18 protein-coding genes are annotated in these 20298 nt (G+C 59.4%); 9 read left to right on the forward strand and 9 right to left on the reverse strand.

Annotation, left to right across the window (positions count from 1 at the left end):
* The first annotated feature begins 132 nt into the window (after window positions 1–132).
* On the forward strand, window positions 133–561 hold the full coding sequence (locus tag ACU4F7_RS13380; protein WP_029591801.1) for a YeeE/YedE family protein: 429 nt from the start codon (window positions 133–135) through the stop codon (window positions 559–561).
* 11 nt (window positions 562–572) lie between these two features.
* Complete coding sequence (locus tag ACU4F7_RS13385; RefSeq protein WP_481637122.1) at window positions 573–995, forward strand: DUF6691 family protein; 423 nt, start codon at window positions 573–575, stop codon at window positions 993–995.
* On the opposite strand, the gene ACU4F7_RS13390 is transcribed toward ACU4F7_RS13385, so the two are convergent.
* The gene (locus ACU4F7_RS13390) at window positions 996–1829 is read right to left on the reverse strand and encodes a TraX family protein (RefSeq protein WP_481637123.1); all 834 of its coding nucleotides are present in this window, start codon (window positions 1827–1829) and stop codon (window positions 996–998) included.
* An 83-nt stretch (window positions 1830–1912) separates the two neighbouring features.
* The gene (mqo, locus tag ACU4F7_RS13395; protein ID WP_152977114.1) at window positions 1913–3565 is read right to left on the reverse strand and encodes a malate dehydrogenase (quinone); all 1653 of its coding nucleotides are present in this window, start codon (window positions 3563–3565) and stop codon (window positions 1913–1915) included.
* A 236-nt stretch (window positions 3566–3801) separates the two neighbouring features.
* On the opposite strand from mqo, the gene ACU4F7_RS13400 reads away from it, so the two are divergent.
* On the forward strand, window positions 3802–4665 hold the full coding sequence (locus tag ACU4F7_RS13400; RefSeq protein ID WP_029591805.1) for a MurR/RpiR family transcriptional regulator: 864 nt from the start codon (window positions 3802–3804) through the stop codon (window positions 4663–4665).
* 37 nt (window positions 4666–4702) lie between these two features.
* Here ACU4F7_RS13400 and ACU4F7_RS13405 read toward each other — a convergent pair whose 3' ends face one another.
* The 3 genes from ACU4F7_RS13405 to ACU4F7_RS13415 form a co-directional block, all read right to left on the reverse strand.
* The gene (locus ACU4F7_RS13405; protein WP_481637124.1) at window positions 4703–6190 is read right to left on the reverse strand and encodes a sodium:solute symporter family protein; all 1488 of its coding nucleotides are present in this window, start codon (window positions 6188–6190) and stop codon (window positions 4703–4705) included.
* 149 nt (window positions 6191–6339) lie between these two features.
* Complete coding sequence (locus ACU4F7_RS13410) at window positions 6340–6735, reverse strand: RidA family protein (protein WP_481637125.1); 396 nt, start codon at window positions 6733–6735, stop codon at window positions 6340–6342.
* Entirely contained in the window at window positions 6732–8183 is a 1452-nt protein-coding gene (locus tag ACU4F7_RS13415; RefSeq protein WP_481637126.1) for an N-acyl-D-amino-acid deacylase family protein, read from the reverse strand. Before ACU4F7_RS13415 ends, ACU4F7_RS13410 begins: the two co-directional genes overlap by 4 nt.
* A 201-nt stretch (window positions 8184–8384) precedes the next feature.
* Between ACU4F7_RS13415 and ACU4F7_RS13420 the strand changes: the two genes are divergently transcribed.
* Window positions 8385–9605, forward strand: a complete 1221-nt coding sequence (locus ACU4F7_RS13420) for an amino acid deaminase (protein ID WP_024555698.1) — start codon at window positions 8385–8387, stop codon at window positions 9603–9605.
* Between the two features lie 254 nt (window positions 9606–9859).
* On the opposite strand, the gene ACU4F7_RS13425 is transcribed toward ACU4F7_RS13420, so the two are convergent.
* On the reverse strand, window positions 9860–10489 hold the full coding sequence (locus ACU4F7_RS13425) for a TetR/AcrR family transcriptional regulator (RefSeq protein WP_481637127.1): 630 nt from the start codon (window positions 10487–10489) through the stop codon (window positions 9860–9862).
* A 71-nt stretch (window positions 10490–10560) separates the two neighbouring features.
* Here ACU4F7_RS13425 and ACU4F7_RS13430 point away from each other — a divergent pair, with 71 nt between their 5' ends.
* Both ACU4F7_RS13430 and ACU4F7_RS13435 read left to right on the forward strand, forming a co-directional pair.
* Window positions 10561–11436 carry an aldo/keto reductase family oxidoreductase gene (locus ACU4F7_RS13430; protein ID WP_481637128.1) on the forward strand — a complete coding sequence of 292 codons (876 nt, stop codon included), beginning with the start codon at window positions 10561–10563 and terminating at the stop codon, window positions 11434–11436.
* A 352-nt stretch (window positions 11437–11788) separates the two neighbouring features.
* A complete protein-coding gene (locus tag ACU4F7_RS13435; RefSeq protein ID WP_481638735.1) occupies window positions 11789–13000 on the forward strand; it encodes a diguanylate phosphodiesterase in 1212 nt (403 codons plus the stop codon).
* 13 nt (window positions 13001–13013) lie between these two features.
* On the opposite strand, the gene ACU4F7_RS13440 is transcribed toward ACU4F7_RS13435, so the two are convergent.
* On the reverse strand, window positions 13014–13835 hold the full coding sequence (locus ACU4F7_RS13440) for a hypothetical protein (RefSeq protein ID WP_481637129.1): 822 nt from the start codon (window positions 13833–13835) through the stop codon (window positions 13014–13016).
* A 326-nt stretch (window positions 13836–14161) separates the two neighbouring features.
* Between ACU4F7_RS13440 and treA the strand changes: the two genes are divergently transcribed.
* Both treA and ACU4F7_RS13450 read left to right on the forward strand, forming a co-directional pair.
* Entirely contained in the window at window positions 14162–16084 is a 1923-nt protein-coding gene (gene treA, locus ACU4F7_RS13445) for an alpha,alpha-trehalase TreA (protein ID WP_481637130.1), read from the forward strand.
* Between the two features lie 205 nt (window positions 16085–16289).
* Window positions 16290–18407, forward strand: coding sequence for a TonB-dependent siderophore receptor (locus ACU4F7_RS13450; protein WP_481637131.1), 2118 nt, complete (start codon window positions 16290–16292; stop codon window positions 18405–18407).
* A gap of 46 nt (window positions 18408–18453) precedes the next feature.
* On the opposite strand, the gene ACU4F7_RS13455 is transcribed toward ACU4F7_RS13450, so the two are convergent.
* Window positions 18454–18708, reverse strand: coding sequence for a GlsB/YeaQ/YmgE family stress response membrane protein (locus ACU4F7_RS13455; RefSeq protein WP_024555705.1), 255 nt, complete (start codon window positions 18706–18708; stop codon window positions 18454–18456).
* A gap of 217 nt (window positions 18709–18925) precedes the next feature.
* Between ACU4F7_RS13455 and ycgR the strand changes: the two genes are divergently transcribed.
* Window positions 18926–19657 (forward strand): flagellar brake protein YcgR, encoded by a 732-nt coding sequence (ycgR, locus tag ACU4F7_RS13460; protein WP_481637132.1) that lies wholly within the window; start codon window positions 18926–18928, stop codon window positions 19655–19657.
* Here ycgR and emtA read toward each other — a convergent pair whose 3' ends face one another.
* Window positions 19658–20269 (reverse strand): membrane-bound lytic murein transglycosylase EmtA, encoded by a 612-nt coding sequence (gene emtA, locus ACU4F7_RS13465; RefSeq protein WP_024555707.1) that lies wholly within the window; start codon window positions 20267–20269, stop codon window positions 19658–19660. It lies immediately after the preceding gene.
* Between the last annotated feature and the right edge of the window lie 29 nt (window positions 20270–20298).

Consider the following 20298-nt stretch of genomic DNA (forward strand, 5'->3'; position numbering starts at 1 on the left):
AGTGAGAAGCGCGCAGCACCTTCCCCCTTTGCGGCACACTACACTAAGCCAGTGACAGCCAGAGGGCCAGCAGACGCTGAAGCCCGCCTTTACTCTCCACTTCGCTCCCGGCCACGGGAAAAGGCGTGAAGCATGACGCTTGATATCACTCACTTTACCCCGCTGCAGAGCTTTTTCGGCGGGATGCTCATCGGTGCCGCCGCCTGGCTGCTGATTATTTTCTGCGGTCGGGTGGCCGGGATAAGCGGCATCCTCGGCGGGCTTCTTTCCACCACCACGCCCGATAAGCGCTGGCGAGCCGCCTTTTTGCTGGGGCTGGCGGCCTCGCCCTGGCTTTACCGCCTCTTTACAACCCTGCCGGAAACCCGCATCGACGCGGGCTGGCCGCTGATAATTTTGGCGGGCCTGCTGGTCGGCGTCGGCACGCGTTACGGCGCCGGCTGCACCAGCGGCCACGGCGTGTGCGGCCTTTCCCGGCTCTCGCCACGCTCGCTGGTCGCCACCCTGGCGTTTACCGCCGTGGCGTTTCTCACCGTCTGGCTGCTCGGTAGCGGGCGCTAAAGGAGAACACCATGAATCCGCTTTTTGCGTTGCTTGCCGGTTTGCTGTTTGGCGTTGGGCTGCTCGTTAGTGGCCTGGCGAACCCGGCTAAAGTGCTCGGTTTTCTTGATATCACCCGGCTGTGGGACCCTTCGCTGGCGTTTGTCATGGGCGGCGCCATCAGCGTGGCCTTTTTCGCCTTTCGCATGGCGAAAAAGCGCGCGCGCCCGGTTTTTGGCGACGAAATGCATATACCTGCAACGCGGCGTATCGATGGCCGGTTGCTCGGCGGCGGGGTGCTGTTTGGCGTGGGCTGGGGCCTGGCGGGGATCTGTCCTGGACCGGGCCTGGTGCTGATGGGTCTCGGCGAGATTAAAGGCATCGCGTTCGTCGCCGCGATGGTGGCGGGCATGCTGATTTTCGAAGGGCTGGAGAAGGCCCGCGGGCGAAGCTGATCAGGCTTTCGTCAGTATCGTGAGCAGCACGCCGTACATCAGCAGATGCCCGGCATAGGCGTAGTAGAAAAACTGTCGCGGCAGAAAGCGCGGCGACCCTTCCGGCCTGAGTCTCGCGGCCAGATACAGCCCGGCGAAAGGCAAGACTAACGTAGGCAGAATGTAATATGTCAGCGTGTCGAGCGGTTGCTGCGCAACGCGGTACATGCCGTTTAGCATCAACAGCGCGACGATGGCACCAGCCAGACCCAGCGCGCGCCAGCGCCGCAGTTCCGGCGAAAAGAGCACCGCCAGCGAGAGGGTCAGGATAATCCCCTGCGGCCCGTAGCTGGCGAAATTAAGCGGCCAGACGAGCAGGCACAGCAGCACCGTCCCCGCCGCCACGCCCCGTTGCTGGTAGCGGTATGCCCAGGCGAAGAGCTGCGTTACGCCTGCGAAAACAAACAGAATATTCAGCGCATACCCGTAGTGGATTTCGCGAAACGCCAGCCAGAAAACCGGCTGGGTGATGAAAGACCAGATCCACAGCCGATTCGCCCGCGCCTGCAAACGCGAAGGCTGGCGGTGAAGGTTTAACGCCCAGATTAGCGCGAACAGCGGAAAAGCCATGCGCCCGAAGGCGAACAGTTCAGGCCTGGAGGGAGAGAGAAAAATGGTGTTGGCGTGGTCTATAATCATCGCCAGCAGCGCCAGCAGCTTAGCCATATCGATAGCGCCGGGGCTGAGCTTCAGTGACAGCGGCTCGTTCATCATCGCTTTTTTATTCCCTGAAAGACCGCTAATCGGTAAAGGCCGTTCGCTTACAAAGGGTTGCACGCGATCAGTGTAGCTCATCGGCTCCGCGCCGCCTTTCTTTCCCTCTTCAACCCATAAAAAAACCCCCGGCGCAGGGCGACGGGGGTTTTGTCAGGCTTTACTTACAGCGCCATGTCATGCTGGGCAGGCGCTTGCTCGGCTTGCGCCGGTTTTGCTTGCGGCATGGACTGCTGCGCCTCTTTCATCTGAATCACCGGCGGCTTGGTCAGCTGCAGCGTAGCGGCGGTTTCATCCCAGACCTGCTGAGTGAGCGCCACGTTGCCGTTCAGCTTCTGGCCGTAGGTCGGTACGATTTCACGCAGCTTGCTCTGCCATTCGGCGGACTTGTACTGCTCCGGGAAGAGCTGCTTGATAACGTTCAGCGAGATAGGCGCCGCGGTGGATGCGCCCGGAGAAGCGCCCAACAGCGCCGCCACGGTTTTCTGCTCATCGGTCACGATTTCGGTGCCGAGTTTCAGCACGCCGCCTTTCTCGGGATCTTTCTTGATGATCTGCACGCGCTGGCCAGCCTGGATCAGTTTCCAGTCTTCTTTACGCGCGGACGGATAGTACTCTTTCAGCGCGTCAAAGCGGTCTTCGTCGCTTAACATCACCTGACCAATCAGGTATTTCACCAGATCGAAGTTATCCAGGCCGACATCGGTCATCGGGATAACGTTTTTGGTAGTGGTGGTGCTCAGCAGGTCGAAGAACGAACCGTTTTTCAGGAACTTGGTGGAGAAAGTCGCGAACGGTCCAAACAGCACGACGCGCTTGCCGTCAAGGAAACGGGCGTCCAGGTGCGGTACCGACATCGGCGGCGCGCCTACGGACGCCTGGCCATACACTTTCTCGCCATGCTGACGGGCAATCTCCGGGTTTTCGCTCACGAGGAACGAACCGCCCACCGGGAAGCCGGCGTAGTTATCCGCTTCCGGAATGCCGGTTTTCTGCAGCAGCTTCAGCGCCCCGCCGCCTGCGCCGATAAACACGTACTTCGCGTCTACCGCACGCTCATCGCCGCTTTTCACATCGGTGATGGTGACATGCCAGGAGTTGTCGTCGTTGCGTTTGAAGTCGGTGACTTCAGAGGAGGTTTCCAGCTTGAAGTTGTTCTGCTTCTTCAGGCTGCCCACCAGCTGACGGGTTATCTCGCCGTAGTTAACGTCGGTACCGACCGGCGTCCAGGTGGCGGCGACTTTCTGCTTCGGATCGCGGCCTTCAATAATCAGCGGCGCCCATTTTTTGATCTGATTCTGATCGGTGGAGAACTCCATCCCCTGGAACAGCGTGGTCTGCTGCAGCGCTTTATAACGCTTCGCCAGGTAATCCACGTTATCGCCCCAGACAAAGCTCATGTGCGGCGTGGAGTTAATAAAGGAGTGCGGGTCATGCAGCACGCCGCGTTTCACCTGGGTGGACCAGAACTGGCGAGAGATCATAAACGCTTCGTTGATCTCCAGCGCTTTGCTCACGTCGATGGTGCCGTCCGGGCGCTCTGGCGTGTAGTTCAGCTCCATGTTGGCGGAGTGGCCCGTACCGGCATTGTTCCAGCCGTTAGAGGACTCCAGCGCAACGCCGTCGAGTTTTTCAACCATTATCTGTTTCCAGTCAGGCTGAATTTCCTGTAACACCGTGCCCAGAGAAGCGCTCATGATGCCGCCGCCGATTAACAGCACATCGGTTTTTTCCGTGGTGTTTTCTGCGTAAGCATTTGAAGCAACAAGTACTGCAAGAAGGGATAAAGCAGGAACAAACTGTTTATGTTGTGGCATTTGCGTAAAAATCATCAACTACATTTGAAAAATTAGGCGATTATTTTAACAGGTAAATTAACAATTGAAAGCTATTTTCAACAAAATGTTAACAACCACACAGTTTGTAGGCGCTTGCGCCGCGAAAAGGGGCGGCGACGCCCTTCCCCCTGCTCGCGAAGCCGAGATACGTTCCGCCTTGCGACGCAACTTATGGTACAAAGTATCATTCTCTCAAACGCTGACTGATACTGCATATGGCCTACTCCATTGACATCATTTCCTGCATTACCGACCGCTTTGTGGAACTGACCGCCACCGAGAAGCGTATCGCCCAGTTTATCCTCGACGACATCGCCGCCGCGGCGGAACTGCCCATCGCCGAACTGGCGCGGCTGACCGGCACCAGCCAGGCGTCTGTCACCCGCTTCGCCCGCGCCCTGGGCTGCAAGGATGTGCGGGAGCTGAAAATCAAGCTGGCGCAGTCCCTCGCCGTGGGGCAGCGCTTTATCCTGGAAGTGCCGGACCTGGAAGGCGTGCAGGGCATTTATGAATCGATAATCAGCGTGCTGGAGACCAATCGCCGGGCGCTTAACAGCGAGTCGCTTAACACCGCGGTCAGTTGGCTTAGCCAGGCGCGACAAATTCTCGCCATCGGTATGGGCGGCGGCTCCACTATCTGTTCTCAGGAATTACAGCATCGCCTGTTTCGTCTGGGACTGCCGGTGGTCAGCCAGAACGACGGCCTGCTGGTGCGCATGATGTGCTCGGCGGTGACGCCGAAGGATGTGGTGCTGGCGCTCTCCATCGGCGGGTTCACGCCAGAGATAACCGAAAGCGCGGCGATAGCCCGCCAGTACGGCGCGAAAGTCATCGCCATTACCCCGCTTGAAACGCCGCTCGCTGAACAGGCGGACCTGGTGCTGCCGCTCCTGGTGCGGGAGAACGACTACATCTACAAGCCCAGCACCTCGCGCTACGCGATGCTGGCGATGGTGGATGTGCTCGCCACCGAACTGGCGATGGCGAATAAGGCGCAAACGAAAGACCGCCTGCGCCGCATCAAGCTTGCGCTCGACAGCCACCGCGGCGGCGTGGACCGCCAGCCGCTGGGGGACTAAAGAGTGGCGATACGCGCTCGCCAGTCGTTTTTCACGCTTACCCCTGGGACGCCTTGCGTTTGCCAATCGGCAGCGGCGGCGCCTCCGGCTGGCTTTCGCGCTCGCGGGTTATCATCTCCAGCGCCTCTTCGCGGCTAAGGGCGCTCGCAGGCGTCACCAGCGTGACGACCACGCCGCAGGCGAGGCTCGTCAGCACGGAAGGCAGACACGGGTTGCCCCAGAAGGCGAGCCAGCTGTCGTTCATCAGTACCACCGTCGAGGCCCCCGCTCCGCCCGCCAGCGCCGCCAGCGCGCCCTGCCAGTTAAAGCGCGTCCAGAAGCGGCCCAGAATCGAGCAGATAAACATTCCTGACATGATCATCGATATCATCTTCGTGATGTAGCTGATGATGTCGTTTGAGGTCATTGCAAAAAGCAGCGCCAGCGCGATAACCAGCACGAGGAAAATACGCGACAGACGGATGGCTTTCTCCGGCGCAGGCATATGGCCCGTTATCATCGTGTAGAGGTCGCGCAGGATAATCGACACCCCGGCGATGGCGTCTGAGCTGCCGGAGGACATGTTGGCCGACATCCCGGCAATCAGCACCGCCATCGCCAGCGCAGGCGGCAACACCTGGGTGGCGAACAGGAAGGCGAACCCGCTGTTGTCCAGATGGTCGTTCATCGTCCAGACCGCCATGCCGATAATGGCCGGCAGGAAGGAAAACAGCAGATAGAGCAGCCCGGTAATGGTAAAGGACTGACGCACCGAAGAAACGGTTTTGGCGGAGTAGATGCGCTGGCGGTAAGAAGGCGTCGCCAGTACGCCCACGCCAATCACCATGGCGAGCGAGAAGGCCGGTAAAACCCCAAGTTTGTCTACCGCGAAGAGGCTTTGCGCCGCCGGGTCGACCGCCTGCTGGATGTGGGCCCAGCCGCCAACGTGCTGCACCGCCAGCACCGCCATTAAAATAAAGCCGACGAACAAGACAACGGACTGGATAGTATCTATCCAGACCACGGCGGAATAGCCGCCTATGCCGACATACACCACAAACGCCAGCGCAATAATAATTTTGGCGACATTAATATCTATTCCGCTTGCCCAGGCGAGATATAAACCGCCGCCGAGAATATGCGCCCCCAGCCAGCCGATAGAGGCGATAAATATTAATACCGCCACGAGGTTTTTAATTATTTTGCTGCCGCCAGTGTAATAAGAAATCTCTTCGCTCATGGTCATAAAGCGTAATTTACGCACCGGCGCAAATAACCACGCCACCAGCAATATTCCCGCCGCGCCGCCAAGACCGTAAAGCATGCCCGCCCAGCCGTTGGTGTAGCCAAAGCCCACCGCGCCGACGCTCGAACCGGTGCCCACCATCGTGCCAACGGTGGAGCCGAGGGTTAAAATCATCGGCAATGAGCGTCCGCCCAGCAGAAAGTCATCGCCATTTTTCTGATGCCGCGAAACATACCAGCCAAGCGTTATCATGGCGCAGGCGTATACGGTAAACCAAACCAGAAATGACATATTATTCATTGCTCACGTCCAGACAGTATGAATACTTTCGCCCGCGCGAAGAGTATACGTTGAGGGAAACGGCCGCCCGGAAAACGGCGCAGGGAAGCCGGACACAGGCGGAATAAAATCCGCCTGACTTACGCCTATTTTTTTATCGGGTCGTTCTGTTATTTCGCGCGCGCTGCGTTATAGCAGGTCACGTCGACTTCCACTTTGCAGTCCACCACCAGATCCGCCACACAGCAGATGCGGGCAGGCGGATGGTCACCAAAAAATTCTTTAAACACTTTATTAAAAGAGGTGAAATAGCGGGCGTCGGTCAGGATCACCTTAACGTGCACCACGTCCGCAAGCGTAAAGCTCGCTTCGGTCATGATCTCCACGCAGTTCTGGATAGCCAGCCGGGACTGCTCGACGATGCCCCCTTCCACCACTTCGCCATTTTTCATCGGCGTTTGGCCCGAGACATAGAGCCAGCCGCCCGCCTCCACGGCGCGGGCGAACGGCAGATGCTGCCCGCCGGTGCCGGTGCCGCCTTCGGTTCCATAACGTTTAATGCTCATACTTGCTCCTTAGCGTTTTGACGGCGCAGGAAACGCCCCGCCCGTCCGATAACTTTTTTATCCTGCCCGTAACTCATCACGCCATTGACCATCACCGCCTCGATGCCCGCCGCGGGCTGCTTGGGGTCAGCGAAGCTTGCGACATCGCGCACCGTTTCCGGGTCGAAGAGCACCAGGTCGGCAAAATAGCCCGTTTTAATCAGCCCGCGCTGCGGCAACTGGAAGCGCGCCGCCGACAGGCCGGTCATTTTGTGTATGGCGGTCGTCAGCGGAAAAAGCTGTTCATCGCGGCAGTAGTGCCCGAGCACCCGCGGAAACGCGCCCCACAGGCGCGGGTGCGGCATCGGGTCGTTCGGCAAGCCGTCGGAGCCAATCATCGTGACCGGGTATTGCATCACCCGGCGCACATCCTGCTCGTCCATGTTGTAGTAGATAGCGCCGGCGGGCATTAGCCGTTTCGCCGCCTCCGGCAGGCTGACGCCCCACGCGGCGGCTATCTGACCAAGCGTTTTGCCCGCCTGCTCCGGCTCAGGTTGCGACCAGGTAATAACGATGTCGAACTCATCCGTGACCTGTTTTAAATCCAGCGTTGAGGAGCTTGCGGAATAGGGGTAACAGTCGCAGGCGATCTCCTGACGCTTGCGCATCGCATCAAAGAAAGCCAGCGTCTCGCGGGTGCGACCCCAGTTTTTCGCCCCGGCGCATTTGTGGTGCGACACCACAACTGGCACGTTGCCGTGGCGGCCGATGCGGAACGCTTCGTCAAGCGCCTCCAGGATCGGCTCGAACTCCGAACGCAGATGGGTGGTGTAGATGCCGTTTTCCGCCGCCAGCTCTTCCGCCAGCGCCATCACCTCTTCCGTGGGCGCGTTAAACGCCGTGGCGTAAGCCAGCCCGGTGCTCAGGCCAAGCGCCCCCTGTTGCAGCGCGTGGCGAAGCTGTTTACGCATTTGCGCTATCTCCTGCGGCGCGGCGGCGCGGAACAGAGAGTCCATGTGGTTGTTGCGAAGCGTGGTGTGGCCGATCAGCGTGCCAACGTTAATAGCAGGACGCGCCGCCTCCAGCGCGTGGGCGTAAGCATCCACCGTTGGGTAAACGAACTGCGCTTTCTCCCCCAGCAGGTTCATGGGATCCGGCACCTCGCTCTGGATGGTGGCGGTAGCGGCGCTGATGCCGCAGTTGCCGACAATCACGGTGGTGATCCCCTGGCTGATTTTCGGCAGGTAGTCGGGCATGCGGATAACGTTGATGTCATCGTGCGTATGCACATCGATAAAACCGGGCGCCAGCACCCCCCCTGCCGCGTCTATCACCTGCTCTGCCTGCGCCGTAATGGCAGGCGCGATTTCCACGATTTTGTCGCCGCTTACCGCCACGTCCGCACGGTATTGCGGCCCGCCGCTGCCATCGATGACAGTGACGTTTTTAAATAGCCAGTCAACCTTCATAGCCTCTCGCTCCCTTTTTGCTCTGGTCACAAGTTAAGCATTTACAAGCTGAAAAAACAGTGGAAAACTACGCAAAATCCAGATGATTTTCTGATACTTTTATTCATATAAAGCACGAAGTTCATATTTTATTTTTTATTTTCAATAAATTAATAATGTTACCTCGCTGTTGGCAGCCACATAACCTGAACAGGAAATGTTATGAAATATCAATCCGAGACGTTGATACCTCACAAAGCGGCGCCCGTTCGCGCCCCGGCTAACGTGCTGGCCGAAGAGGTCTGTTTGCCCGCCGCCGTTATCAAAAAATCCGCCCTGCTCAGCAATATCGACTGGATGCAGCGCTACGCCGGGGCGCGCGGCGTTTCCCTTGCGCCGCACGGCAAAACCACCATGACGCCGTGGATTTTTCAGGCGCAGCAGCAGGCGGGCGCATGGGCGATTGGCGTCGGCACCGCCTGGCAGGCAAGCGTGGCGATGGCGAGCGGCGTACAGCGCGTGCTGATGGTGAACCAGCTCGTCGGCAAGGCGAACATGGCGGTAATCTCGCAGCTCAAGCGCCACTATCGCGACGTGGATTACCTTTGCTGCGTGGACAGCCTGGCTAACGCCCGCCAGCTCTCCGCCTTTTTCAGCGCACAAAACCAGACGCTGGATGTGATGGTGGAACTGGGCGTGGCGGGCGGGCGCTGCGGCTGTCGCAGCAGCGAGGCGGCGCTGACGCTGGCGCAGAAGATTGCCGACATGCCGGGGCTGCGCCTGCGCGGGCTGGAGCTGTACGAAGGGGTGCTGCACGGCGACAATCCGCAGCCGCAGGTGGAAGCACTGCTGCGTGAAGCGGCCAGTCTCGCCTGCGCCATGGAAAGCTTCGTCGAAGGCGAGTTTATTCTCACCGGCGCGGGTACCGTCTGGTATGACGTGGTGTGCAACGTCTGGTTAAGCGTGGAAAAACCGTCGCAGTGCCGCATCGTTATCCGCCCGGGCTGTTACATCACGCACGACCAGGGCATTTACGCCGACGCGCAGCAGGCGCTGATGGCGCGAGACAGCATCGCCTGCGATCTCGGCGGCGACCTGACGTCGGCGCTTGAACTGGTGGCGATGGTGCAGTCGGTGCCGGAAGCGGGCCGCGCGGTAGTGAATTTCGGCAAGCGCGACTGCGCCTTCGACGCCGGTCTGCCGCAGCCCATCGCGCATTACCGCGACGGACAGGCGCTGGCGTTGGCGCCGCAGTCCATTACCAGCGTCGGCATTATGGACCAGCACTGCATGGTGACGTTAAGCGCCGGAACCGATGTGCAGGTGGGCGATATCCTCGTTTTCGGCACGTCGCACCCTTGCCTGACGTTTGATAAATGGAAAACGCTGCTGCTGGTGGATGACGAGTACAACGTCATCGACGAGCTGGATACGCTGTTCTGATAGCGGTTTGAGATGGATTTTGTCCAGCCGGTTAGCGAAGCGCCGCTGCTTTACACACAGGGCGGCGGCGCCGATCCGCCCTGTAAGCAAAGAATGGGCGCGGCGCCTTATGTCGTCGCCGTCATCGCCCTTACTAGTATGTTGTAACTAAAAAAGCGGCGCGTGGTGATGTCGGCGCAACCTCCCCTCTCCTGAATCCTGGCTCGCGTGGCGGTGGTGCTGAAACGTGCCGCCCTGCGGCGGCGAACTGCGTTTTACTGCTGACAGGCCGCCTGGAAATAAGCGCTCAGCATTACGATAAGCTGCGCCTCCAGGTTCGCCTCAAACCCGGGCGGCGCCTGCCCTTCCAGCACCGCGCGCACCGGTCCGACAAGGCTGCTTAACCCGACTGTGGCTATCAGCGCCGGGTCTGCGAATTTCCCCTCGCTGGCGCTTGCCAGCATGGCGGTGATGGCGGTCGCCATCCGGCCGTAGGCCTCTGCGGCAAGCTCCGCACCTCCCCGCTCCGTCGCAACCGCATACAGCGCCCGGGACTCCTGCGGGTCGCGCAGCTTGGCGGCCAGAAAGGCGCTCACCAGCGCGCGCGCCATCTCCGTTACTTTTGCGCCATGGTGTTGTCGGCAAACCGCCTCCACCGCTGTGGCGATACCGTCCAGATGTTTTTCCAGCACGGCGGCGAGCAGCGCGTCGCGGTTGGGGTAGTACTGATAAAGGCTGCCGACCGACATGCCCGCCCGCCGGGCGACGCGCGTAGTGGTGCAGCGGCTTAACCCTTCGCGGGTTAAAACCTGAATAGTCGCGGTGTGCAGCGCCTCCACCGTGGCGGTCGATCGCGCCTGAAGCGGCGTTTTACGCGGCTTCAGCATGGTGTTCATCATGGTCATAGAATGCGAATTCTAAAGCTGAAGGATCCTTCATATACTTCTCTCAACACAACAAAGCAAGAGGGAAGCGTATGACCCGCATCAATAATACCGACACCTTTACCTTAGGCAGCCGTCGCGTGAAGCGCCTGGGCTATGGCGCAATGCAGCTCGCCGGTCCCGGCGTTTTCGGCGCGCCGAAAGACCGCCACGCCGCGCTGGCCGTGCTGCGGGAAGCCATTGCGCTTGGCGTTGACCATATCGACACCAGCGACTTTTACGGCCCGCACGTTACCAATCAGATAATCCGCGAAGCGCTGTACCCTTACCCGGACGACCTGACCATCGTGACGAAAATCGGCGCCCGGCGCGATGAAAAAGGTGGCTGGCTGCCCGCCTTCACCCCCGAGGCGCTGACGCAGGCGGTGCACGACAACCTGCGCAATCTTCAACTGGAGGCGCTGGACGTCGTCAACCTGCGGATTATGTTTAGCGTGGAAGGCCCGGTGGAAGGTTCCATTGAAGCGCCATTAACGGCGCTTGCCGAACTGCAGCGACAGGGGCTGGTGAAGCATATCGGATTGAGCAACGTCACTGCCGCGCAGGTGAGCGAGGGGCGAAACATCACCGACATTGTCTGCGTGCAGAACCACTATAACCTTGTCCATCGTCAGGATGACGCGCTGATAGAGGATCTCGCGCGGGATGGCATCGCCTATGTGCCCTTCTTCCCGCTGGGGGGCTTTACGCCGTTGCAGTCATCCGCGCTTGCGGAGGTAGCGGCAAGCCTGAACGCCACGCCGATGCAGGTGGCGCTCGCCTGGCTGCTGCGTCGTTCGCCTAACATTCTGTTGATCCCCGGCACCTCTTCCGTGGCGCATCTGCGGGAAAACCTGGCCGCCAGCGAGCTGGCGCTGTCTGATGAAGCGATGGCGGCGCTTAACGCCATTGGCGGGCAGGCGCAGTAACAACAGCAGCGCGGGCTTCAGGCTGTCCGCGCTGCTTTAACAGCACCTGCTGTTCCCCTCACCCTCCAATGCCATAACGGGCATCCTTAAACGCTCATCCCCACGCGCATCAGCGAACCGTTTCACCGCTTATCGCTGCAATTTGCCAGGATACGTTCACCTAATCGCCAGCGAGTGTTAGTATCCTTCACTTCGCACAGTGTAGATTGGGTGTCTACCGGAACGTTCTGACTTTACACCTCTTTCTGGTCTGATCACTTAACGCAAATCCCGCCTGCAGCCTGTTACGCGACGCGAGCCTCGCCGCCCGACGTCCAGGCTTGCATAACAGGCGCTTAACGAGATGAAAAGCATGTTGTCCACCCTGATTTACCGCAGCCGCCTGAGCCCCGGATGTTGCGCCGAAGCGCTGAGCCAGATAGTGGCGCAAGCGCAGACGCGCAACGCGGCGTTGCAGATAACGGGCATTTTGCTTTTCGACGGCGACTACTTCCTGCAGGTGCTTGAAGGGCCCGACAGCGCCGTAAATCTGATATACGCCAGCATCCGCCGCGACCCGCGCCATTACAATCTGGTCGAGCTGATGCGCGACTACGCCCCGCTGCGCCGCTTTGGCAATCTCGGCATGGAGCTTTTCGACACGCGCAGCTACGCGCAGGGCTCCATTCTGGAAGCGGTGCTGCAAAAAGGCACCTCGCGCTATAACCTGGCTTATGACGACCGGGCGCTGAAATTTATCCGCTCGTTTGTCGAAGGCCAGTGGCGCGCGCATCTGCTGGAGTGTCCCGACAGCCAAAACTGGCGCTTCACATCGCGCGATAACGCCTTCTCGCTGCCGATATCGCTTCACGGCGACCAGCCCTGCCAGTTCGCCCTGCAACCTATCGTTGAGCCGCTAAGCGGGCAGATTAGCTCGCTGGAGGCGCTGATCCGCGGTCCGGACGGCGGCTCGCCTGCCGAGTACTTCGCCTCTGTGCCAGCCGATAAAGTGTACGAGGCCGATCTGGCGTCCAAGAACTACGCCTTCGCGCTGGCGAAACGCATTGGCATCGGCAACCAGAAAATTGCGGTAAACCTGCTGCCGATGTCGCTGGTGATGGTGCCGAACGCGGTGGAGATCCTGCTTGATCAGATTGTTCGTAACGGCCTTATCCCCGAACAGGTGGTGGTGGAGGTGACTGAAGATGAGGTTATCTCCCGCTTCGACGAGTTTGCTGTCGCCATTCGACAGCTTCGCTCAGCGGGCATCGCGCTGGCGATAGACGACTTTGGCTCCGGCTTCGCCGGACTTTCGCTGCTCTCAAAATTCCAGCCGGAAAAGCTCAAGCTCGACCGCAGTCTGGTGAGCGACATTCATATGAATGGCCCGAAACAGGCCATCGTGCAGGCGATAATCAACTGCTGCTCGGCGCTGGAAATCACCATCGTCGCAGAGGGCGTTGAAAAAGCGGAGGAGTGGTGCTGGCTGCAGGCGGCGGGCATTCAGCGCTTTCAGGGTTATCTCTTCGCGCGCCCCTTGCTTAACGGCGTGCCGCCCATCGCCTGGCCGGACAACGCCGCCTGAGGCGGCGTCCGGTTTATGACTTTTTCTCGGTGTCTGTACGATACTGGCAACGGCCCAGGGTGAAGATTTTCTCCTCGCCCACCGCTTTCGCCTGCAAAATGTGCTCATCGTCCAGCAGCACCGCGCGAGTGCCGGCCGGGATAACGCAAGGCGATTTCGCATACGTTTCGAAGGTATAAATAAAGTCAGCGCCGAAACGGGTCATAAAGCTGGCGTACCCATTGATGATGTGGTGTGACATACCGTAAATAAAGGCGCAATAAAGCCCGACGCTGACAAACTGCGTCACGCGCGTGACTTTCGGCCAGGCCATGGTCGGCGCCTTCGCATTAACCGGCAAAATCACCTTTTTCAGCGACTCATCCACGCCAAGGTAATAAAACCCTATCAGCGGCACGGCGAGCATTATCACAAAGAAAAGCACGCCCATAATCAGCGAAAAGATAAACGGAATGGTGAAGATAGAAAGTATCGCCGTGGCGTTGGGAAATTTTGACGGTTCCACGCCCGTCACGTCGTTGACCACCTGACCGGCAATGGAAATAGCAAGCGTAGTGCAGAGGCTGAACAGCACCAGAATCACCCCCTTTCCCGCAAGCGTTGCGTACATCTGTTTATAAAGTTGCAGCAGATCGCGCGCGACCGCCAGCGTCCAGAGCACTACTGCGACGCGCAACAGTGAAAGCGTCACCTCATTGATACCGCTAACAACCCGGGCGGCGACAAACAAAATAAAAACCACCATCGCGTTGAAATGCATGCGCTGCATCAGGTTAAGCCGCCGATAAAAGTCAGCGAGACGGCGTAGCGGTGAGGGATACTCCTGTGAAGTCATACATTACTCCTGGCCTCTTTTTTTCGCCTCATGCTAGTGGTTTAAAGCGCAGACAACAACCTGACGGCATGCTATGCACCAGTTTTACCGGTCGGCTGACTTCCCGATAAAAAACGTCGACAGGTTTACGCGCAGCGCAAGGCGAGCGTATTCTCGACGTCACGAGGCAACTTCCGCTGACGGTTTTCCGCGCAATAAGTGAGACGGAAAAGCAAAAAGCGGCAAAAAGGGCACCTTATGGTCCTCGTCTCGTCGATATTCGTCTAAGGTTTTCATAGGCTTGATCGCAGCGTCCCCGGCTGCGCATTCGATAAGGAGAATAATCGATGACCCAACCCCTGTTGCGCCGACCACGGACGCTCCTGCTCGCCGTCCAGCTTGGCCTTAGCGGCGCGCTGCTGGCTTTCACCTCGCTGCCCGCCGCCGCGGAAGAGGCGCCCGCCGCCCGCACTTTCCCGCAGCCGCCTGATGCGCTGCTCGGGCCGCTTTTCACCGACGTACAAAGCGCTAAACTTTTCCCCGACCAGAAAACCTTCGCCGACGCGGTGCCAAAAGGCGACCCGTTGATGATTCTGGCCGACTACCGCATGCAGCGTAACCAGTCCGGCTTCGATCTGCGCCACTTCGTTGATGTGAACTTCACCCTGCCCGCTGCGGGCGAAAAATATGTGCCGCCCGCGGGCCAGAGCCTGCGCGCGCATATTGACGGCCTGTGGCCGGTGCTGACCCGCACCACCGATACCGCGGGCAAATGGGATTCCCTGCTGCCGTTGCCTAAGCCTTACGTGGTGCCGGGCGGGCGCTTTCGCGAAGTTTATTACTGGGATAGCTACTTCACCATGCTGGGGCTCGCCGAGAGCGGCCACTGGGATAAAGTGCAGGATATGGTCGATAACTTCGCCTACGAAATCGACACCTGGGGCCATATTCCCAACGGCAACCGCAGCTACTACCTGAGCCGTTCTCAACCGCCATTCTTCGCTTTCATGGTGGAGTTGCTGGCGACGCATGAAGGCGACGATACGCTGAAGAAATATCTGCCGCAGCTGAAAGCGGAGTACGCCTACTGGATGGAAGGCAGCGACACGCTGACAAACGGCAGCGCTAACAAACGCGTGGTGAAGCTGCAGGATGGCTCGCTGCTCAACCGCTACTGGGACGACCGCGATACGCCGCGCACCGAGTCCTGGCTTGACGATGTGACGACCGCCAAAAATAACCCGGACCGCCCGGCTACCGAGATTTACCGCGACCTGCGCGCGGCGGCCGCCTCCGGCTGGGATTTCAGTTCGCGCTGGATGGATAACCCGGAAAAACTGGGCACCATCCGCACGACCTCTATCGTGCCGGTGGATCTGAACGCCCTGATGTACCAGCTGGAAAAAACCCTCGCTCACGCCAGCAAAGTCGCGGGCGATAACGCAGGGGCGGCGCAGTATGACGAACTGGCGAACAAACGCCAGCAGGCCATTGAGGCGAACCTGTGGAACGACAAACGCGGCTGGTACGCCGATTACGATCTACGCCGCAACGCCGTGCGCGACCCGCTCACCGCCGCCGCGCTCTTCCCGCTTTACGTGAAGGCGGCAGCGCAGGATCGCGCCGATAAAGTCGCCGCCGCTACCCAGGCGCAGCTGTTAAAAGCGGGCGGCGTGCTGACTACCACGCAGAAAACCGGCCAGCAGTGGGATGCGCCTAACGGCTGGGCGCCGCTGCAATGGGTCGCGACCGTGGGGCTTGATAACTACGGCCATAAAGATCTGGCGATGGATGTTACCTGGCGCTTCCTCACCAACGTGCAGCACACCTATAACCGCGAACAGAAGCTGGTGGAAAAATATGACGTCAGCACCACCGGCACGGGCGGCGGCGGTGGCGAGTATCCGCTGCAGGATGGTTTCGGCTGGAGCAACGGCGTAACGCTGCGCATGCTGGACCTGCTGTGCGGCGATAAAACGCCATGCGACAACGTACCGGAAACGCGCCCTGCCGCCAGCAACGCCGCAGGCGCTGCGAAGCCTTCACAGAGCAGCGCCAGCCAGCCGCTGACGGGTAACGCCGCGCAGAACGACACGGTCAGCCAGACGCAAACTGGCGCGTCGGCGCCGCTCGCAAACGGCCCTGCGCAAACCGATGCGGCTAAGCCTCTGACCGGCAATCAGCCGCAAAGCGGCGCGCAGACCTCCACCGCGCCTGCTAACGGGCAGACGCAGAATGCGGCCACGCCTGAACCCGCCGCCGCGCAGTAATCGCCTGTAAGCCCTCCTGCGGGAGGGCTTTTTTCACGCTCCGCCAGTAAGCTTATCGCTCATTCATCATAGGGTTATCGACCCGCCCCCCTGCCAATTTTGATACTTGAACCTTCAGGCCTTTAACGATAATAATTCGCATTCGTTATTACATAGCCGCCCTCTGGCCTGCCAGACGCCGTCTGGCAACACCGGGAACCACATCATGAGAATGGCATTACCCTTAACGCGCACAGCCTGTTTGTGCGCGCTGGCGCTGAGCGCGCCGCATGCGTCACTGGCTGAAGACACCATTACCGTCAGCGCCGCGCCGGCGCAAACCGCCACGTCGCCGACGCAGGGATACACCGTTAAAACCAGCAGCGGCGCGACCAAAACCGACGAGCCGCTTATCACCACCGGCCAGTCGGTTTCCGTGGTGACGCGCCAGCAAATGGAAGACCAGGGCGCGAGCACGTTTACTGAAGCGCTGAACTACACGCCCGGCGTCTTTTCCAATATCGGCGGCGGCGCAACGCGCTTTGACGCCCTCGCCCTGCGCGGCTTCCACGGCGGCGACGTAGATAATATTTTCCTGGACGGCATGCGCCTGATGAGCGATGGCGGCAGCCACAGCGTTTTACAGATTGACCCGTGGTTTATCGAGCGCGTGGATGTCATCAAGGGTCCGTCGTCCGCCCTTTACGGACAGAGCATTCCTGGCGGTCTGGTGAACCTCACCTCCAAACGCCCGCAGTTCAACGCTGAAGGCCATTTCCGCCTTTCTGCCGGTACGCAAGAGACCAAAAGCGGCGCCTTTGATTACACCGACGCCATTAACGACCAGTGGGCTTACCGTATCACCGGCATTACCCGCAATACCGATACGCAATACGACAACACGCGTGAAGAGCGTTACGCTATCTCTCCTTCTTTGCTCTGGCAGCCTGATAGCGATACCAGCCTGCTGCTGCGCGCTTATCTGCAAAAAGATCCCTCCGGCGGCTATCACGGCTCGTCGCCGATTGAAGGATCGCTTTATTCGCACAACGGCCGCAAAGTCAGCAATCACTACAACGAAGGGGATCCGGGCGATGGTTATCAGCGTCGCGAGCAGATCTACAGCTACGAGTTCGATCATCGCTTTGATGAGATCTGGTCGGTACACGCCAGCGGCAGTTATACCCATACCAATGTCGGGCTAGACCAGGTTTATCAGAACGGCTGGATTGACGACAGCAACCTGCTGAGCCGCGGCTACGTGGGTTATCAGGAGTCGCTGGACGGCTGGTCGACCGACAACCGCTTGCAGGCGCAGTTCGCCACCGGCGAGGTGGAGCATAACGTCATTCTTGGCGCAGAGTACCACCGCTTTCGCAATGACATTCTGGGCGAATACGGCGCCGCCGCGCCGTTCAACCCTTTCACCGGCGCTACCGCGCAGACCGGGCATACCGTCACCAGTAGTGACGATTTTAACCGTCGCTACTATCAGGCGGGCGTCTATTTGCAGGATGAGCTGACGTGGAACCGCTGGCATGCGACCCTTTCGGGCCGCTATGACCGCATCGTGGCGCGCCAGTACAGCAATGCTTATGGCACCGGCTACCGTCGGTCCGACGATCACGTCGGCGGTCGCGCTTCGCTGCTTTATGCTTTCGACAATGGCCTTTCGCCTTACCTCAGCTACAGCCAGGCGATCACCCCTTCCATTCTCTACGATGCCAACGGCGCGCTGCTTAAGCCAAGCACCTCGGAGCAGTATGAAGGCGGCCTGAAATACCAACCGCCGGGCACGTCGGATCTCTACACCGTCGCCATGTACGATTTAAAGCAGAAAGATGTTTCCCAGCGCGACGAGAACATCGCCACCGCCACTTACCAGGCGGCGGGCAACGTGCACTCTCAGGGGGTGGAGCTGGAAGCGCGCAATCAGATTACGCCTCGCCTGAGCACCATTGCAGGCTACAGCTGGAACCGGGTGCGCTTTGAGGATTCTCTGGGCGGCAAAGACGGCAACACGCCGCTGCTGACCCCGGACCAGATCGCCTCGTTCTGGGCGCATTACCAGTTCGACTACGGCATCAGCGCGGGCGCGGGCGTGCGTTACATCGGCAAACAATGGGCGGACGATCAGAACAGCAACCGCGTGCCTTCGGTCACGCTGGTGGATGCGATGGTGAAAGCCGACTTAGGCGCCTGGAACAGCGCGCTGAAAGGCGCGTTCGTGCAGGTCAACGCCACTAACCTGACCGACCGGGAGTACGTTTCCGGCTGTTACACCACCAACTGCTACTGGGGCGCGGAGCGCGCTGTGGTGGCGACCGTGGGCTATGATTTTTAAGGCAAAAAAAACGGCCCGCAGGGGGCCGTTTTTTAATGGCTGATGATTAGTGGCGGCGAACCATGCGGAAGATAGCCAGCACCACGATGGCGCCCACTACGGCCACGAGGAAGCTCCTCAGGTCGAAGCCCGTGACATCACCGCCGATGCCAAACAGGGTCGCCAGCCAGCCGCCAACCACGGCGCCGACAATACCCAGCACGCAGGTGAGAATAAAACCGCCGCCATCGCGACCAGGCATAATCAGCTTAGCGATAATGCCTGCGATAAGACCAAATACAATCCACGCCAGGATACCCATAGTTTCTCCATCCTCTTAGGTTGTGTTGCAAAAAACGCCTGCGGCAAAGCCAGTGCGCCGCGGGCAAGTACTTCAAGTATAGGCACTAAATTAAAAAAAGGTGGATTAGGTGATAGCGCAGCGCTGCGAGAAAAAAAACGGCGCGCGTATTAAGATTTTTCTCAGCGCGCCGATAACCGTGCATATCACTCTGTCAGAATTCGAGGAAGAGCAGGACGTGAGTAATTACAGTGAGCAGTTTCTGAAGCAAAATCCCCTTGCGGTGCTTGGCGTACTGCGCGACTTGCAAAAAAGCCAGGTGCCGGTACGCCTTTCCTGGGCTAACGGGCAGTTCATCAGCCGCATCCTGGACGTGACGCGCGACCAGCTGGTGCTCGATTTTGGCAGCCAGAGTCTGGAAAACCAGGCGGTGCAGAGAGCCAGCGCCATCGTCTTTGTCGCCGAGACCCAGGGCGCCAAGGTGGAGTTTGCGCTGCCGCCGCTCTCTGTGCAGGATTACCAGGGGCTGCCCGCTTTCGTCACCCCGCTGCCCTCTTCGCTCTGGTTTGTGCAGCGCCGCGAGTATTTCCGCATTAGCGCGCCGGTGCAGCCGCTCTACTTTTGTCGCGCGTTACTGCCGGACGGCAAGCTGCTGCGTTTTCGTCTGCAGGATCTGTCGCTTGGCGGCATGGGCGCGCTGGTGGAAGGCCCGTTGCCGGCAGGGCTTGAGGCGGGTGCGATGTTCTCGCAAATCGATATGGATCTGCTGGAGTTTGGCAAGTTTCGCTTTGACGCCCAGTTGATTTCGGTTTCCGAGCGCACGGTGGTGGGCAGTAAGAACGAGACGGTGTCCACTCCCCGCCTGAGCTTCCGTTTTCTCAACGTCAGCCCGGCGGTGGAGCGGGAATTGCAGCGGATTATTTTCTCGCTTGAGCGGACGGCCCGCGAAAAAGCGAGCCGGGTGCGCTGATTACATGGCGTTCATCGCCTGCTGGATTTTCCAGAGGTAGCGCGGAGCCTGCGGCGCCGGGTGATGTTTCGCGACATGCTCGATAAACTCATCCGGGCTGAGATCGTTAATCTCTTCTATCGCCGCTTTACGATCTGAGGAGAAGGTGCGCAGCAGCGCGCCTGCGCCGTTAACGTAAGAGACCACCAGCGCGTATTGCATGACTTCCGGGTCCTCAATGCCCTTCAGCACGCCGTGCTCCAGAATGCTCAGGTAGGCGGTGCCCATGGAGATGTTACGTTCCGGGTTTTTCAGCTCGCTGGTGGAAGGCTGGCCTTGCCAGCCCATATAGCGGTAGACCTCGCGCCCGGCGGTGGAGGCCTTAAGCTGCATCAGCCCTACGGCGTTGGATTTGCTCACCAGCGTCGGGTTGCCGCCCGACTCCACGGCGATGATGGCCGTGATAAGCCGCGGGCTGACGCCCCATGCCTGCCCCGCCTGCTGGCTTATCGGCAGCCACTGCATGGCGCGCTTCGTCGGCGCTTCGGCATTCCACGGCGGGTTTTTATAGTCAGACGTGCTGCTGCATCCGGCCAGCACCAGCACAAGGATAATCAACCATCTCAATTTCACGCGTTATTCCCTTTCCATGTTAAAAACAG

Source organism: Franconibacter pulveris, assembly GCF_056780215.1.